The organism is Nocardia sp. NPDC004711 (assembly GCF_053601595.1).
This window is the reverse complement of the sequence record NZ_JBSGCB010000101.1, coordinates 1-16,298: the sequence shown is the minus strand read 5'-3', so window position 1 is coordinate 16,298 and position 16,298 is coordinate 1. Positions and strand designations below refer to the sequence as shown.

Here is a 16,298-nt window from a genome sequence, read left to right as displayed (position 1 = left end):
TGTCGGGGTGTGGGGGTCGTCGCCGGACTGTTGCAGGCAGTCCGGCGACGAGTACGGGCCCGGGCGAAGGGTTGCCGGGCCCGCGCCCCCGCCCGGTCCCGGCGCTCACGCCGACTAGCGCCGGAACCGGAACCTGGTGGGCGGAAAAAGCGGGTTCGAGTGTGCGGTCAGTAGGTGTGGAACCCGCGTCCGGTCTTGCGGCCGAGGTAGCCGGCGTCGACCATGCGCCGCAACAGGGGCGGAGGGGCGTAGTGGGGTTCGCGGAACTCGGTGTGCAGGGATTCGGCGATGGCGAGGGTGAGGTCCAATCCGATGGTGTCGGCCAGCCGCAGCGGCCCCATGGGGTGCGCGCAACCGGCGACCATGGCTTCGTCGATGTCGGCGACGCTGGCGAACCCGGACTCGGCCATCCGGATCGCCGCACACAGATACGGGATCAACAGGGCGTTGACGACGAATCCGGCCCGGTCCTTGGACTCGATGGTGCGTTTGCCCAGGGTGTCGCGGGCGTAGGCGGTGACCGTGTCGACGACCTTGGGGTCGGTCTCGAGGGTGGCGACGATCTCGACCAGCGGCAACACCGGAACCGGATTGAAGAAATGCACCCCCACCACCCGGCCCGGGCGGGCGGTGGCGGTGGCGATCCGGATGACCGGGATGGAGGAGGTGTTGGTCGCCAGGATCGCCTCCGGCGCCACGATGGTGTCGAGTTTGGTGAAGAACTCGGTCTTGAGTGCTTCGATTTCGGGTGCGGCTTCGATGACGAGTTCGCGGTCGGCGAAATCGTCGATGTCGGTGGTGAGCGTGATCCGGTCCGCGGCAGCGTCGGCGACGTCGCGGGCGAGTTTGCCGGCCTCCACCGCACGGGTCAGGGACTTCGCGATGCGGGCGCGGGCAGCGTAGGCGGTGTCGGTGTCGCGTTCGAGGACCAGGACTTCACCGCCGGCGCGGGCGGCGACCTCGGCGATACCGGCACCCATCGTGCCGCCACCGATCACACCGATACGATGCATGACAACTCTCCTGACTTCGGGTGAAACGCTGCGGCCCTGAATGGTTTTGGCGGTGTTTACTGCACGCGGATGATGAGGGCGTCGCCCTGGCCGCCGCCACCGCAGAGCGCGGCCGCGCCCACACCGCCGCCGCGGCGGCGCAGCTCGAGGGCCAGGTGCAGCACGATACGGGCGCCGGACATGCCCAGCGGGTGGCCGATGGCGATGGCGCCACCATTGACATTGACCTTCTCCGGGTCGATGCCCAGCTTGCGGGCCGAGGCGATACCGACCGCCGCGAACGCCTCGTTGATCTCCACCAGATCCAGCTCGGCAGGTGAAATGCCTTCCTTGGCACAGGCTTTCGCGATAGCGTTGGCCGGCTGGTCCTGCAGGGTGGAGTCCGGGCCGGCCACCACACCCGCCGCGCCGATCTCGGCGATCCAGCCCAAACCCAGCTGCCCGGCCTTGGCGTTGGACATGACGACCACCGCGGCCGCGCCGTCGGAGATCTGCGAGGCCGAACCCGCGGTGATCGTGCCGTCCTTGCCGAAGGCCGGACGCAGCTGCCCAGCGACTCGACGGTGGTGTCGGCACGGATACCCTCGTCGACGGCGAACACGATCGGGTCGCCCCTGCGCTGCGGGACCGCAACCGGGGTGACCTCGTCGGCGAACAGGCCATTCTTCCAGGCGGCCGCGGCCTTCCGGTGCGAGGCCGCGGCGAACGCGTCCTGCTCGGCGCGGCTGATGCCGTCGGCGTCGTTGCGCGCCTCGGTGAGCGCGCCCATCGCCTGATCGGTGAAGATGTCATGCAGACCGTCGTGGACCATGCTGTCACGGACAGTGACATGGCCGTAACGGAACCCTTCCCGATTGTGTTCAAGGTGCGGGGCCCGCGACATCGACTCCTGACCGCCCGCGACGACGACCTCGTACTCGCCACAGCGGATCAGCTGATCCGCCAAAGCGATCGCGTTGATCCCGGACAGGCACACCTTGTTGACGGTCAGCGCCGGAACATCCATCGGAATACCGGCGGCGACCGCGGCCTGGCGGGCCGGGATCTGGCCCGCGCCCGCGGTGAGCACCTGACCCATGATCACGTAATCGACCAGCCCCGGCGCCACCCCACCCCTGCTCCAGCGCCGCGGTGATCGCGAACCCGCCCAGATCGGAGCCACTGAAACCCTTCAACGAACCCAGCAGTCTGCCGACCGGAGTCCGAGCACCGGAAACGATAACAGAGCTCATTAGGAGGGGACCTTTCTCGATGATGCGGTTACAGTGCCTGCATCGGTATCGACGCCGAGCACGGCATGCCAGCGCCGGTGGGCGCTTGGCATTTGGTCGTACGAGGGGTGGCGGGCCCTTCTGAACAGCCAGCTGGCAGTCAGATAGATCGCCGATTCGCTTGCGGCGATGACGAAGAACGTGTTCATGCTGGGTAGCTCGCTCCTGCTCGATGTGGGTAACTGCTGGTGCGGAGCCAGAACGAGGCTCACGTCACCTCGGTGAGTCGTGTCCGTGGGTGCTCGCTTCGTCGGCAGGGTGGGTTTGCGCTAGCGGCGAGGTGCCGGGTGGATGCGGCGTGCGAGCTACGGTGGCGTCTTCTTCGGGACGGTTGGCGTCCATTTGGTTGATTTCGGCTTTGAAGATGCGCATCGAGCTGCCCAGACCTCGTGCAGCGTCGGGCATCCGTTTCGCGCCGAAGAACAGTAGGAACACCGCTGCGACGACCAGGATGTGCCACGGGCTGAGAGTGCCTGTCATTGTTGGTACCTCCGATACCCCCGTAGATGGGTGAGGGATGGACAGCCTTGCCACCGGCTGTGTCCGGTGGCGTTGTGGGCTGACGCGGGATCGATCGGGTCTGCAACACCGCGCCAGCCCACCGTGCCGAGCATCTGGCTGTTCCGGGACGGTTAGCCGATGCTGAAGGGCTGGCCCCAGATGGTCACCCAGCTGGTGATCGTGTCGGTGTCGATCTCGTAGGAGACGAAGGCGCGGGCCTGGGCGTATCCGGCGCAGCCGTTGAGGCCGATGGTTTCGTCGGCCCAGGAGACCGAGCCGCTGGTGCCGTTGACCCAGTTGTACTTCTTGTGCGTGTCCGCGCCGAATCCATCGGCCTTCTCCAGATCGAGGACGAAGAAGCTCTGGGCCTGGCCGGGGCCGAGGCTGAGATTGGCGCCAGCGTTGCCCGACAGACTCGGGGTGACGCTGCCGTTGGAGCCGACGGTGACTCCGGCGGTCGGGCCGCCGTTCACCCCGCCGCCGTCGATGGCGACCTGGCAACCCACCACATACCCGGGCTCGATCAGCGCGCCCGCAGTGGTCGTGTTGCCCGGGGTGAGCTCGAAATGGGCGTTGCCGGTGGTCCAGGCGTTGCGGTGCAACGGGGTCGCGCCCATGGAGGGGTTGATGTTAGCGGATTCGCCGTCGAGCCAGACGTGCACGACGGTGCCGTCGGAGAGCATCTTGGTGAGATCCGCTCCGGGCAGCGGCACGACGGTGTCAGCCGTGGCCGTGGCGGGCGCGGTGAGCAGTCCGAGCATGGTGACGGCGACCGCCGCGGCGGTGTGGAGGGTGATTTGCGAGGGTTTCATGACGTGTCCTGCTGATGAAAGAAGATGTGGAACAAAGGCATTGACGTTCGGGGATCGTCAGCCGATGGAGAAGGGCTGGCCGTAGAGGGTGGTCTTGGAGTAGTGATCACCCACCACCTCGACGACGGTGTAGGCGCGGGCCTGGGCGTATCCGGCGCAGTTCTGGATCTGCATCTGCACGTCCTGGTACTCCACCGAGTAATGACCGGGCTTGGTGATGTCCTTGTAATCGATCTGCACGAACGCGACCTGTCCCGGCCCGAGCTTGAGACCGACCGAGCCCCCGACGCTGCCGCCGGTCAGGCTGAGGCTGCCGGAGACGCCGGCGGAGATGGCGTCGGAGGCGATGTCGACCTGGCAGCCGACGATGTAGCCGGTGTTGATCTGCGAGGCACCGTGGGTGGAGGAGTTGTTCGTGCCGGCCCCATTGTTGGAGCCGTTGTTGGGGCCGACCGCGGTAACCGGAGCGTTCGGGACATCGGCGATGGCATTGCCCGAGACCCACACGGTGCGCCCGGCGCCGTTGTCGGCCAGCGATGGCGAGATGGTGACGTGCTCGCCGGTGCGGAACAAGACCACGCCGTCGGGGCCTTGTTTCTGGCCGTCGGGTAGAGCGAAAGCGGTGTCGGCCAGGGCGTTCGGCGCGGCGAGGGTAAGGCTGGGCCACAGCACGATGACGAAGCCAATTGCTCCGGAGAGGGCCGCGCGGGTGGATGGTTTGGACATGAAAAGCTCCCGAAATAAATGGAATCAATGGGACCCGAAGTGTTGAACAGCCTGCGAGCTGTGGCTTTGTTTTCGAAAGTCCCCGAGAATGCCTGGGAATGGTGTTATCAGGGCGATCGACCCGCAGATTTCATCGCCCTGAAGTGAATTGGGTCACGCACCGAAGGATCACCTGCGCGTGGCAGGTACCACCACAATCGAGTGTGTCGGCCTGCGGTAGATGTCACAAATAGTTCGATCTCGCTAACCGGCATTCGGCGCTGCGCATGTACTTGCGCCGCAGGCGTTCACCGCAAAGCGTTGACGATTGCATCAACGACGGCGAGATATTCCTTCTCATTCTGGCTACCTTCAGCTGGCCAAGCGGCCCATTGCACCACGACAACGCCGTCGGAAGGGTTGATGTAGAGCTTTTGGCCATATACTCCTTCGGCCTCGAAAGTCGGGGTGGGGCCATGTGCACCAGCGACTCCCGGCGGATAGCACCACCACTGGTAGCCATAGCCACCGGGATATCCCGAATAGGGCAGCTTTCCGTATCCGGTGGTCGCTGAATGCGGCTGTCCGGCCTCATCACGCCATCCCTTGGGGAGGACCCCCTCGCCGCCGCCGAGGATGAACTGCCCGAAGCGGCCGTAGTCACGCAGGGTTGCGCTGAGATTGTTGCCGCCCATTTCCAGCCCCCCGGGCGAATCCAGCATCCAATAGCCGTCGGCTTCCATTCCGAGGGGCTGCCAAATCTTCTGCGAGAGGTAGTCGCTGAGGTTCTTGCCTGTGGCCTTGGCGACGACGGCTCCGAGCACGTAGGTGTCGCCATTCGCGTAGTTGAAGGCGACGCCCGGTGCCGCCACGCGCGGGCGGGTGATCATGAGGTCCATGACTGCTCCTGCCCGGTTGCTGTAGGCCGCCTGAAACAGGCGCGCGATGTCGGAATCGCCATAGAGCGTGTAGGGCTCCGAGGTCCATCGCAGACCCGAACTCATCTGCAGCAGCTGCCGGATCGTGTTGTCCTGGTAGGGGCTGTCCTTCAGTTCGGAGACATACCGGGTGATCGGGTCGTCGAGACTGCCGATCGACTTGTCGACCAAGGCTGCGCCGACCAAGGAGCCTGTGAACGATTTGGCGATCGACCACGAAGTCCACCGCGAGGTTTCGTTGTTGCCCATCCCATACCTTTCGTGGACGATCGCGCCGTCCTTGAGTACGAGAAGTCCGGCAATGCGGTTGTCATCGGAGGCGTAGCGGTCGAGTGTTCGATCGGTTCCATTGAACGTGTAGTGCAGTCCATCGAGGGATTTGTTGCTGCGCGGAAAGGGCTTGGTTCGTGTCTTGTCCGTGCGGATCACCCGCGTCGCGAAGGATTGCCGGTCGAAGTTCCGGAAAGTCGCCGCCTGATTTTCGGGGGTTGGATCGAGCACACTCGTGGCGATCTGCTCGTTGTCCGGGGCGGGTTTGGGGCTGGTCGTTGTGGTCGTATTCGTGGACGACGAGGACGTCTTGGTGCAGGCGACCAGAGCACCTGCCGCGAGGAGTGCACTTCCTGCGCCCAGAGCAGAGCGACGACTTATTCCGTTGGCACCGGTTCCGGGTGAGGGGTTCATTGCTGGTACTCCTTTGTAATCAGCGGGTCTGCTGTGATGAGAGGTTGTTCGGTAGGGGGCGGCGGGAGCGCTAGAGAAGTTTCTTCTGGACTTTGCCCAGCGCGTTGCGAGGCAGCTCGTCGACGAAGATCACTTCCCGGGGCCGCTTATGATTCGACAGTGTCTGTGTCACGAAGGCGATGAGGGCCTCCGCCAGGGATGCGTTCTGTTCACCGGCGACCACGTAGGCGACGATCCGTTGGCCGAGATCGAGGTCGGGGTGTCCAACGACTGCCACCTCCTGGACCGACGGGTGGGCCAGCAGGGCGGTCTCGACCTCGCCGGCACCGATGCGGTACCCGCCGGACTTGATCAGATCGACCGATTCGCGGCCGACGATGCGGTGAAATCCGGCCGCGTCGCGGGTCGCGATGTCGCCGGTGATGAACCAGCCATCGTCGGTCCAGGCAGTGGCGGTGGCTTCAGGGCGGTTGAGATAGCCCTCGAACAGCATCGGCCCGCGGACGTGCAGTCGTCCGATGCTCTCGCCGTCGTCGGGGACGAGCTGACCGTCCTCGCCGTACAGCCGAGTCTCCACTCCTCGCAACGGTTGCCCGACCGACCCCAGGGGGCGTGGTCCGTCGGCTCGGGTGCTGAGGGTGATCATGGTTTCGCTCATGCCGTAGCGCTCGATGGGAGTCCTGCCGGTCAGCTCGGCGAGGCGCTCGAAAACCGGGGTCGGCAGCGGTGCGCTGCCGGAGACGAGCAGACGGGCTCGGCGCAGGGCCTGCGCGGATGTCTCGTCGGCGGCGATGCGCGACCAAATGGTGGGCACGCCGAAATACATGGTGCCCTCGGCAGCGGCATAGCGCTCCGGCCGCGGCTTTTCGGTGTGAACGACCCGCGATCCGATTCGCAACGACGCGAGGACGCCTAGGACCAGTCCATGTAGATGAAACAGCGGCAGGCCGTGAACGACGGTGTCGCCGGGGGTCCACAGCCACGCATGAGCGACCGCGTCGATGCCCGCGGCCAATGCCCGATGACTGAGGGTGACCCCCTTGGGTGCGCCGGTGGTCCCCGAGGTGTACATGATCATCGCGATGTCGTCGTCGTGTGGGGTGATCAGCGATGTCGAGGTGCCTCGGCCGAGAAGGTCGACCGGTATGGAGGGCAGATCGGAACTCGGGTGCGGGGGGCCTGCCCAGCAAGTGACCTTGGCGTCGTCGAGGATGTGCTGCAATTCAGCGTTGCCGGAGTCGGGCGGGACCGGTACGACGATCACGCCGGCCAGCAGGCATGCGGTGATGGCGATGATCGTGTCGGGTGTGGCGGCGGCACAGACCGCGACGGGTCCGGTGGGTAAGGACCCGGCCAGGGCGTGGGCGGCGGCTGACACCTGCGCGCGCGACAAGCTTTGCGCACCGATGGTGATCGCCGCTGCGGTGTCGGCTGTGTGCTGGCCAGTGGGGTCAAGCGATGTTAGAAGCATTGGTGGAGAACACCTCTCGTGGTCACGGGTTGCTGGTGCCGAACACGGGCTCGGTCCTGGCGGCGAAGGCGGCCAGGCCGATGCTGAGGTCGGGGTTGGGTGTTGAGAGCCAGCGGTGGTGGAGTTCGTCGGTCACTCGGCCGTGCGCGGCGGCTTCGTCGGCCATCTGTTTTGCGGCGGCGATGGTGATCGGTGCACGGGATGCGATCGTGGCGGCGAGGCGAGTGGTCGCGGTGGCCAGTGCGTCGTCGGCGACCACGTCGGTGACGAGGCCGTAGTGCATGGCCACTTTCGCCGTGACTGTGTCGGCAGTGAAGATCAGGCGCTTGGTCGCGGCGGGTCCGATAATTCGCACCAGTCGATCGATGGAGCGCGTGGGATAGACGATGCCCAGTTTGGCCGGGGTGATGGCGAAAGTGGCCTGCTCAGAGGCGATTCGCAGATCGCAGGCGGCGGCGAGCTGGGTTGCGCCGCCCACGCAGTGGCCACGGATCGCGGCGATGGTGGGTTTGGGGCACCCGGCGAGGGTCTCCTCGATCCGCACGAAGTCGTCTTCGATGCTGGTATCGGAACTCTCGCTGATCTCCGAGATGTCCAATCCTGCACTGAAATTGGGGCCCGCGCCGGTGAGCACGACGGCCAGTACATCAGCGTTCTGTGTGACGGTGGCCAGGTGAGCACCCAGAGCGGCGAGCATCGCCCGGTTCAAGGCGTTGGCGCGTGCACGGTTGTCGATGGTGATCTGCGCGATCGCACCGTCGAGCGTCAGCAGGACCGTGGGGTGTGGTGTCGACATCGCGGTTCACCACGCCTTCCGGCGCGGGCAGGGCCTGGGCTGTGCCTGATCCCCGGCAGGGATCGCCTCGCGGCCGGTAGCGGAGACCATGGGTGACCGGACTGGGTGCGGTGTCGAAGCGGAGGTGGAAATCATCGGCTATGGATCCTTGTTTACCGCGCGAGTTATTCGGGCAGGGTCTGGTTGCGGGTTTCGGGTGCGAGCCTGAGCAGCAGGAGCCCGACGACGAAGGCTGCGGCGGTCGCCGCCAGAGGCAGCGACAGTGAGCCCGCCGCACGGATACAAACGGCGAGCAGCAACGTGCCGCCGGCGGCGAACCAGCGCGAAATTGTGGTGGTGAACGCAAACGCGGTTGCTCGGATCGCGGTCGGGTACTGCTCCGGCAGCCAAATGGTGAATACGGCGAAATTCGCGCCACCGAAGCCGAGGACAGGCAAGAACGCGAACATCAGCGCCAGGTTCGACAGCGGGTATGCCAGCCCGTACACCCCGAGAATGCCGACGATCATCAGGCAGTAGAAGGCCCCGAGAGTCTTTCGGCGGCCGAGCCGGTCGACCAGCAAGGGCGTCGCAAGGCAGCCCAGCGTTGTGAACACCACGGTCAACGCCGCCGACAGGCTGGCCAGCCGGGTTTGACTGGCATGGCTCATACCAGCCGCCCGGGTGATATCGGTGACCGCGGTGGGGACGTAGGTCGTCGTGGCCCACAATCCGATGACGCAGACCACGAGCAGCAGCAGATTGCCGATGGTGCGGCGTCGGAACTGTGCTGCCAGGATGGCCCTGAGCGGGGCCAGCAGGGACGGCCGGTTTTCCGAGCGCGCCGTCGCGGTCCAGCGGGCGGGTTCTTGAGTCTTACGGCGAATGAACAGCACCAGCAGCGCGGGCAGCACCCCGAGCAGGAACAAACCCCGCCAACCCAGCTGCTCGCCGAACGCGAGGTACACCAGGGCGGTCAGCAGCTGACCGACATAGTTCGCCGAGTGCAGTACGCCACCGAGCTTGACCCGTATACGTTCGGGGACCGACTCGGCGACGACCGTGCCGGCCATGGCCCACTCACCGCCGATGCCGATCGCGCACAAGAACCTGAATGCGCTCCACTGCCAGACGTTGGTCGACAATCCCGCCAGCGCGGTGAAGATCGAGAACATCAGAATGCTGCCGATCATCGCCGGCCGTCGGCCGAATCGGTCTGCAATGGGCCCCCACACGAACGAGCAGCCCCAGCCCAGCAGGAACAGCGCGCCGCTCAGCTGGCCGTAGAAGCCGATGTTGGCCGTGGTCGCCGCCACACCGGAGCGGGGCAACAGGTCCCGCAGAGTGGGAGCCAGTACCAGTCCGAACGTGGCGAGCGTGAACCCATCCATGGCCCATCCGCCGAACGATCCCCAGAACGCGTTGCGCTGTTGGGGGGTCATCCGCAGGGATTGCTCGGCAGAAGCTGACTGCTTGCCCCCGGCACCGATGCCAGGGGCGTCCTTTGTGTCGGACATTTCATCTCCGGTCCATATCGTGGACCGATGTGCTACAATACGGTCCAGGTCGTGTGAGCATATGATCGCCGTCACAAGCCAGTCAAGAGGTGGAGAGAATGAACAGTGTCCTGACAACGCTGCGCGTCTTCGAAGAAGTGGCAGTGCACCAGCCAATCGGGCTGACAGGACTGGCCCAGCGTCTCGAAATCCCGAAAAGCACTGTTCAGCGCTGCTTGAAAACCCTCGCTCAAGCCGGGTGGACCCGCCCGGCCGACGATGGCAGCGGGCGGTGGGTAATCACCGGCAAGGCCTTCAGTCTCGGGAGCGCCGTGGCACTGGGGCAGCATCTGCGTGAGGTCGCGCTACCCGTGCTCGGACGGCTACAGGAGCAGACCGGTGAGACGATCCACCTCACGGTGCCCGACGGCGACGAGATGCTCCTGATCGAGCGCCTCGACAGCGCTCACCATTTGCGGGCCTTCCTCCCTCTGGGGACCCGGCTGCCGTTCCATGCCGCCGCGAACGGCAAGTCATACCTCGCAACACTGGACACAGCCAAGATCGACAGCTTGCTTGCGCCACACCTGAATCCCGTTACGGCGCAAACGATCACCGACATCCCGTCCCTTCTGGACGAGCTCGAAATCATCCGGCAACGCGGATACGCGGTCTCGACGGGGGAACTCAACGACGGAATCTCGGCCGTCGCAGTTGCCGTCCAGAGCCGCACGGGCTCGACCAGTGGCTGCTTCAGCATTTCCGGACCATCCTCCCGGCTCACCCCCGAGCGTTACGAGGAGTACGGCAGCCTCGCACTGGCCGCCAAACGCGAGATCGAGCGCGTCCTCAGCTGACCGACCACGCACCTGCGGGAGCACTGAGACCGGCGACAACACGAATTGCGGCCACGCCTCGCCCCGTGGGTGGTTCATAGCCGGATCGCGTGCCTCCGCCGGTGCCGGCTGTCGGTTGCCTCCGCACGATGGGCCCATGTCACGACCGCCGCGACATGGGCCTTCTTTCATTGGGACCTCTCGTTGACGCATCGATGCGCGCGAGCACGCATCCTGTGATCCGCCGCCGACTCTTGACCACGACGTGATCTGCACCATATCTTCAGTCGGTCCACATAGTGGATTGTTGGTCCGCAATATGGACCGTTTGAAAGGATGGGAACCATGCGCCCAGTTCGCGCCAAATTCAGGGCTTCACCACTTCCACGCGGTGCCGCGATCGTCGGAGTATGTGCGGTACTTCTCGCTCCGGCCGTGCACAGTGCCGCGTGGGCGACACCCCAGACCGGTACGCCCACGCCGTTCGAGGTCGACTCCGCGGGGGCAGCGCGCACCGTGTGCGAGGGCGTGTTTATTCAGAATCGCTCTCTCGAGGACCTTCGTGCGAGCGAGCTCGGCGAGATTCACGGACAACTCGACGGCTTCGACCGCGCCGAATACGACATCGACCGGACCGCCAACGCCGTCCGAGTCACTGTCCCCGGACAGCGCACCCGCGAGGCCGTCTACACCGGTGATCAAGGATGCGTGATCCTCCCGATCGACGGCTCGGGCCTGCATTTCACCCCTCGCACTGTCACCCAACCGAATCTCAGTGGCGTACTGCCCTGGCCGGATGGCGACACACTGCTGCCCTGGACCTATCCGGCCGGCGTGGATCGCGACGCGATCAACGCCGCGCTGGCCGACCGCGTCCGCGCAGGAGGGACACGAGGCACGGTGGTCCTCTACAAGGGCCAGATCGTCGGGGAGGCGTACGCCGATGGGTGGGGCCCGCACTCGAGGACTGCATCGTGGTCAATGACCAAGACGCTCACTGCCCTTCAGCTCGGTTACGCGATTCAGCACGGCGCGAAGATCGACGTGAACGCACCGGCTCCGATCCCGGAATGGCAAAGTGATTCGCGCCGCGAGATCCGGCTCTTCGACAGCTTGCAGATGAGCAGCGGACTCGAGAAGTGCGCGAAGCCCGACGGTGCCAGTGATCCTCGGCCGTTCTCGTCACCGACGTACTGGTCACCGGCCAGCGTTCATGACTTGCAGTACTGGGAAAGCGTCGACAGCTTCGTCCACGCCGCCGGACAAGAACTTGTCCGACCGCCGGGAACACACATGTCGTACAAGAACTGCGACCCGCTCACTCTCGGTCGTGTCATCAACGACGCCGTACTCGCACAAGGCCGCGACCCGCTCGCCTTCCAGTACGAACTGCTCCAGCGGATCGGAGCCCACGACACCGTCTGGTCCACCGACCGCGAAGGCCACTACATCGCCTCGGCGCTGACCGACTCCACCCCCAGGAACTGGGCCCGCATCGGTCAGCTCATGCTGCAGGACGGGAAATGGAACGGCGAGCAGCTGCTACCAGAAGGCTGGGTGCGCATGCTCAGAACACCCTCGCCCGACAACCCCGGATACGGCGGCATGGTCTGGCTCAACGCCAATAATGTACGGCCCCAGATTCCTGCCGAGACCTTCTCGGCCGAGGGCGCCTGGGGCCAGAGCACCCTGGTCATCCCATCGAAAGATCTGGTTGTCGCCAGCATGGGGTTCAATCCGAAAGTGGAAATCGGTGACACGGTCGCCAGGATTATCGCGGCCTTGCCGCAGTAACCGACACGACCCAGCCACCGTGCCAGCGTCACATATTGACGCTCACAGGCACGCCCGTGTGCACCCGAGCATGCCTGTGAGCGTCACGGTCTGGACCGGGCTGCCGAATCAACGGACTCGTTGAGTCAACCAACGCGCCTAGTTCTGACCCGGCAGCGCACTCAGTCAGTCAACCACCCGCACGCGGTGATGAGATTCCCCCGCTAATCCGGAGACCAGTCTCCGGATTAGCGGGCGGATTCATACCCGATTCTTCGGCTGCGTATACCGAGCGTTCGCGGTGCATCGTCGACGAGTCGTGAGAGGCGGCTATCGGTTCGCTTATGCGAGCTTGTGGTGGGAGTGCTCTGCGGCCCAGGCCGCGATCTGCGTCCGAGAGGTGAATCCCAGTTTGGTGAGGATGTGCTCGACGTGTCCCTGTGCTGTGCGCTGCGAAATCACCAGCCGGGCGGCGATTGCCTTGTTGGTCAGCCCCTCGGCGACGAGGTCGGCTATCTCGCGCTCACGTCTGGTCAAATTCGCCGATATATGATCTGCCGGTGCCTCGGCTCGATGATGCTCACCCAGCGCGAAATCGATCGCCGCGTCGAAATTCATCGCGGCACCCTCCTGGTGGGCGGACTCGAATCCTCGCCTGCCGAGTACATCGAGGCTGCGATGCACGCATTCCTCTCGGTAGGCAAGCAATCGGGGCGACCGCGTAAGGCCGGAGCCGCCGGCCGCGTCGATGAGCTTGAGCGCGGCGCCCAGCAACACGGCCGCGCGCCGCGCATCGTGTTTCTCAGCCGCGATCCAGGCCAGTATCTCTAAAGCGAGAGCGGTGACGAACGGATCGACCACCGGTCGAGCCAACCGAAGAGCCTCCTCCAACAGCTGCACCGCCCGCTCGCGGTCACCCATCTCCCAGACGGCAAGCGCCATGGGCCGCAATGCCCTCGACCTGTACACCAAGGCGCCGTGAGAATCCGCGATAGTCAGCAATTCTTCGAGACAGGCGAGAGCGCGCTCCATATTCCCCTGGAGCGCATAAGTCCAGCCGAGTTGGTTCAGTGCCCCCGATTGGAATAGGACGTCACCTTGGGCGCTGAATGCTTCGACGGCGACGTTGAACTGGGTTTCCGCGCGATCCAGATCGCCACTGCTCACAGCAGCGTACCCGTCGGCATAGGCGAGCAGGGCGGCAATCGTCTGGTCGTGTGTCTGCTCGGCCAGGGCGCGAAGCTCGGCCATGCGACTGGTTTCAGCCGGAAGATCACCCATATCTGTGGCGAAAACGCCGCTCGCGAAGAGGGCCTTGGCTCGGTCCGCCAACGCCGCGTCGGAAGTACCAGCAAGCGCCCGGTCGCACCACCGGCGCGCTTCGCTGAATCGGCCACTGAAAACCCAGAAACTGTGTAGGGCGGTGGCGGTCCGCATCCCGGCTGCGTGTTCTTCTGATCGGCTGAACTCCATTGCCTTGCGCAGGTTCGGTAGTTCACGCTTGAGCCGGGCGATCCATTCGAGCTGGCGCGGACTGATCCAGTCCGCCTCTGCCTCAAGCGCTAGCCGCTCATACCAGTCCCGGTGTCGCCGACACAGTTCGGCGTACTCGCCGGCCTCTTCGATCTTCTGTTTGCCGTACTCCTGCACGGTCTCGAGCAGCCGAAAACGCACTGCGGCACCCGATTCCTCACGGATCAGGATGGACTTGTCGACCAACGCGGACAACACATCGAGGAACTCCGGCCCGGTCAGGTCACCGCTACACACGTCCTCGGCGGCGTCGAGCTCGAAACTTCCGGCGAATACCGACAGCCGACCCCACAACCGCTGTTCGGTCGGTGTGCACAGGTCATAGCTCCAGCCGATGCACCACGCCAGGGTTTGCTGGCGTGTCGGGGCACCGCGACTGCCGCGGGTCAACATGGCGAACCGGTCGGTCAGCCGCGCCAGGATCTGCTCGGCCGACATCGTGCGCAATCTTGCCGCCGCCAGTTCGATCGCCAACGGCAACCCGTCGAGCCGCGCACAGATCCCGGCCACGCTGTCCCGGTTGTCCTCGGCCAACTGAAAACCTTGCACCGCCGCAGCGGCTCGCTCGGCGAACAGCGTCACCGCGTCGTAGCCCGCCGCCTGGTGCAGGGATGCCCCGCTTCCCGGGTCCGGGAACCGCAGCGGCGGCACTGGCAACACCGCTTCCCCGCCGATACCGACAGCCTCACGACTCGTCGCCAGAATCCGCAGCCGCGGACAGGCTCGCAGTAGCGACTCGACCAGTGCCGCGACCGCGTCGATCACCTGCTCGCAGTTATCGAGCAACAACAACACCTCGCGCGTGGACAGGAACTCCACCAGCACCTCGAGCATCGGTCTGCCGACCTGAGGCCGCAGACCGAAGGCGCCGGACACGACATCGACCAGCAACGACGGATCGCGCAACTCGGCCAACTCGATCAGCCAGACGCCGTCGGCGAAATTGCGGCCCAGTTTGTGGGCGACCCGCAGCGCCAGGCGTGACTTGCCGACCCCACCGATTCCGGTCAGCGTCACCAGACACGATCCCGACAGCAGGTTCTTCACATCCGACAGCTGGGTGCGCCGATCCACAAAACTGGTCAACTCCCGCGGCAGGTTCCCCGTACTCCCCTGCAGCTCAACGCCGCTGCGGCTGGGAATGCTGGTCCCCCCTGCGGGCACCGCCGTCGCCGGTGATGCGAGCTCGCCGCCCGGTTCGGTCCGCAGCGCCATCTCGTCGACCCCGTAACCGTGCGCTTGTTGAATCCGCTGCAAGTGCTGGCCGAATACTGCGGCTGTGGGGCGATCTCCCGGCTCGCGGCACATCGCCGCCTCGATAACCGCACACACGTCTTCGGGGATTCCGCGCTCGCGCAGGTCCGGAACCGGTTGGGTCGTGATCCGCAGGAACTGCGCCACCACCTGTTCGCCGCTGCGGCGCTCGAACGCCGCGTGACCGGTCAGCGCACAAAACAGTGTGGCGCCCAGCCCGTACACGTCCGAGGAGCGGCTGGGGGGATCCCCGCCGAGGACCTCGGGCGCAGTGAACGCCGGCGAACCGGTCACCGCACCGGTCGCCGTCCGGAAACCCCCGGCCAAATGGGCGATACCGAAATCGGTCAACGCCGGACCGTAGTCGGTGAGCAGAATGTTCGCCGGTTTGACGTCGCGGTGCAGCACCTCCGCGCGATGCGCCGTCTCCAGCGCACCGGCCATCTTCACCCCCAGACCCAGCACCTCCTCCACCGACAACGGGCCATCACCGCGGATCCGCGCGTCCAACGAACCCTGCGCGTGGTACGGCATCACCAGGTACGGCCGACCGGTCGCGGTTTCACCGACTTCGAGCACCCCGACGATGTTCGGGTGGCCCGTCAGCCGGCCCATCGCCCGCTGCTCGCGAAAGAAACGCTCCCGATTCTCCTCGAGCTCGCCGGTCAGCACCTTTACCGCCACGACGCGATCCAGCCCGCGCTGACTACAGCGGTACACCACCCCGAAACCGCCCCGCCCGACCTCGTCGGCATCCTCCAGGCCCGCAGCACTCAACTCCGCGACCACACCAAGATCGCGTTGCGTCTTCAATGGATCAGAGCCCACCATCAGCCACTCGCAATCCACACCAGCACGAGACTACCCCGCCCACCAGGTAGCTACCTGCAAAAACAATCGCTCAGCCGTTCGCAGTCTTCGAGCAAATCCATCCGCGCCGAGCACATCGACACTCCACCTGATCGACCTTCACCTAACGAAGCCGAGCGTGCACAGGCTCGGATCCTCGGCAGGAACCTTTTGACCGACTAGGACGCCCCACACCGATTATCGAAGCCACCAAACAAGACACCGCGATCGGCAACCGCCCGCGCTGGCGCAACCAGTACGTGCAACCCAAACGCGACTTCGCCATCAACTCCTAGATGATTGATTCCAAGGGGTGTGGTGCGCGGTGTAGCCGCGCGCCACACTCGCAGCGATGACCGGACCGGTGGACGCCTGCCGCTGTAAGGT

Annotated in this window: 12 protein-coding genes and 1 pseudogene; 2 read left to right on the top strand and 11 right to left on the bottom strand. The window is 65.2% G+C overall.

The genetic code is table 11. The features are described from left to right. Positions 1-167: 167 nt before the first annotated feature. From ACWEKS_RS46445 to ACWEKS_RS46400, 10 genes and pseudogenes are all read right to left on the bottom strand, one after another. Entirely contained in the window at positions 168-1,013 is an 846-nt protein-coding gene (locus tag ACWEKS_RS46445) for a 3-hydroxybutyryl-CoA dehydrogenase (protein WP_452346091.1), read from the bottom strand. 56 nt (positions 1,014-1,069) lie between these two features. Continuing rightward, a pseudogene (locus ACWEKS_RS46440) lies at positions 1,070-2,245 on the bottom strand (acetyl-CoA C-acetyltransferase). After that, on the bottom strand, positions 2,245-2,433 hold the full coding sequence (locus tag ACWEKS_RS46435; RefSeq protein WP_452346090.1) for a hypothetical protein: 189 nt from the start codon (positions 2,431-2,433) through the stop codon (positions 2,245-2,247). Before ACWEKS_RS46435 ends, ACWEKS_RS46440 begins: the two are co-directional and overlap by 1 nt. 64 nt (positions 2,434-2,497) lie before the next feature. Continuing rightward, on the bottom strand, positions 2,498-2,764 hold the full coding sequence (gene tatA / locus ACWEKS_RS46430) for a Sec-independent protein translocase subunit TatA (RefSeq protein ID WP_452346089.1): 267 nt from the start codon (positions 2,762-2,764) through the stop codon (positions 2,498-2,500). Positions 2,765-2,916: 152 nt separating this feature from the next. Next, positions 2,917-3,597, bottom strand: a complete 681-nt coding sequence (locus tag ACWEKS_RS46425; RefSeq protein WP_452346088.1) for an MspA family porin — start codon at positions 3,595-3,597, stop codon at positions 2,917-2,919. A gap of 57 nt (positions 3,598-3,654) precedes the next feature. After that, positions 3,655-4,323, bottom strand: a complete 669-nt coding sequence (locus ACWEKS_RS46420; RefSeq protein ID WP_452346087.1) for an MspA family porin — start codon at positions 4,321-4,323, stop codon at positions 3,655-3,657. Positions 4,324-4,610: 287 nt separating this feature from the next. Continuing rightward, positions 4,611-5,924 carry a serine hydrolase domain-containing protein gene (locus ACWEKS_RS46415; protein ID WP_452346086.1) on the bottom strand — a complete coding sequence of 438 codons (1,314 nt, stop codon included), beginning with the start codon at positions 5,922-5,924 and terminating at the stop codon, positions 4,611-4,613. Positions 5,925-5,994: 70 nt separating this feature from the next. Further along, complete coding sequence (locus ACWEKS_RS46410) at positions 5,995-7,395, bottom strand: acyl-CoA synthetase (RefSeq protein ID WP_452346085.1); 1,401 nt, start codon at positions 7,393-7,395, stop codon at positions 5,995-5,997. 22 nt (positions 7,396-7,417) lie between these two features. Then, positions 7,418-8,191 carry an enoyl-CoA hydratase/isomerase family protein gene (locus ACWEKS_RS46405; protein ID WP_452346084.1) on the bottom strand — a complete coding sequence of 258 codons (774 nt, stop codon included), beginning with the start codon at positions 8,189-8,191 and terminating at the stop codon, positions 7,418-7,420. 164 nt (positions 8,192-8,355) lie between these two features. Continuing rightward, entirely contained in the window at positions 8,356-9,762 is a 1,407-nt protein-coding gene (locus ACWEKS_RS46400; protein WP_452346083.1) for an MFS transporter, read from the bottom strand. Positions 9,763-9,785: 23 nt separating this feature from the next. On the opposite strand from ACWEKS_RS46400, the gene ACWEKS_RS46395 reads away from it, so the two are divergent. Further along, positions 9,786-10,523, top strand: coding sequence for an IclR family transcriptional regulator (locus tag ACWEKS_RS46395; RefSeq protein ID WP_452346082.1), 738 nt, complete (start codon positions 9,786-9,788; stop codon positions 10,521-10,523). A 687-nt stretch (positions 10,524-11,210) separates the two neighbouring features. Then, positions 11,211-12,296: a serine hydrolase domain-containing protein gene (locus ACWEKS_RS46390; RefSeq protein ID WP_452346081.1), complete on the top strand. Its 1,086-nt coding sequence runs from the start codon at positions 11,211-11,213 to the stop codon at positions 12,294-12,296. A 321-nt stretch (positions 12,297-12,617) separates the two neighbouring features. Here ACWEKS_RS46390 and ACWEKS_RS46385 read toward each other — a convergent pair whose 3' ends face one another. Beyond that, positions 12,618-15,893, bottom strand: a complete 3,276-nt coding sequence (locus ACWEKS_RS46385) for a protein kinase domain-containing protein (RefSeq protein ID WP_452346092.1) — start codon at positions 15,891-15,893, stop codon at positions 12,618-12,620. Positions 15,894-16,298: the final 405 nt, after the last annotated feature.

Bases quoted from the DNA above. Each gene is read 5' to 3' on its own strand.
- ACWEKS_RS46385 (WP_452346092.1), bottom strand. From the start codon at position 15,893: ATGGTGGGCTCTGATCCATTGAAGACGCAACGCGATCTTGGTGTGGTC.
- ACWEKS_RS46420 (WP_452346087.1), bottom strand. From the start codon at position 4,323: ATGTCCAAACCATCCACCCGCGCGGCCCTCTCCGGAGCAATTGGCTTC.
- ACWEKS_RS46415 (WP_452346086.1), bottom strand. From the start codon at position 5,924: ATGAACCCCTCACCCGGAACCGGTGCCAACGGAATAAGTCGTCGCTCT.
- ACWEKS_RS46395 (WP_452346082.1), top strand. From the start codon at position 9,786: ATGAACAGTGTCCTGACAACGCTGCGCGTCTTCGAAGAAGTGGCAGTG.
- tatA (WP_452346089.1), bottom strand. From the start codon at position 2,764: ATGACAGGCACTCTCAGCCCGTGGCACATCCTGGTCGTCGCAGCGGTG.
- ACWEKS_RS46410 (WP_452346085.1), bottom strand. From the start codon at position 7,395: ATGCTTCTAACATCGCTTGACCCCACTGGCCAGCACACAGCCGACACC.
- ACWEKS_RS46445 (WP_452346091.1), bottom strand. From the start codon at position 1,013: ATGCATCGTATCGGTGTGATCGGTGGCGGCACGATGGGTGCCGGTATC.
- ACWEKS_RS46405 (WP_452346084.1), bottom strand. From the start codon at position 8,191: ATGTCGACACCACACCCCACGGTCCTGCTGACGCTCGACGGTGCGATC.
- ACWEKS_RS46435 (WP_452346090.1), bottom strand. From the start codon at position 2,433: ATGAACACGTTCTTCGTCATCGCCGCAAGCGAATCGGCGATCTATCTG.
- ACWEKS_RS46425 (WP_452346088.1), bottom strand. From the start codon at position 3,597: ATGAAACCCTCGCAAATCACCCTCCACACCGCCGCGGCGGTCGCCGTC.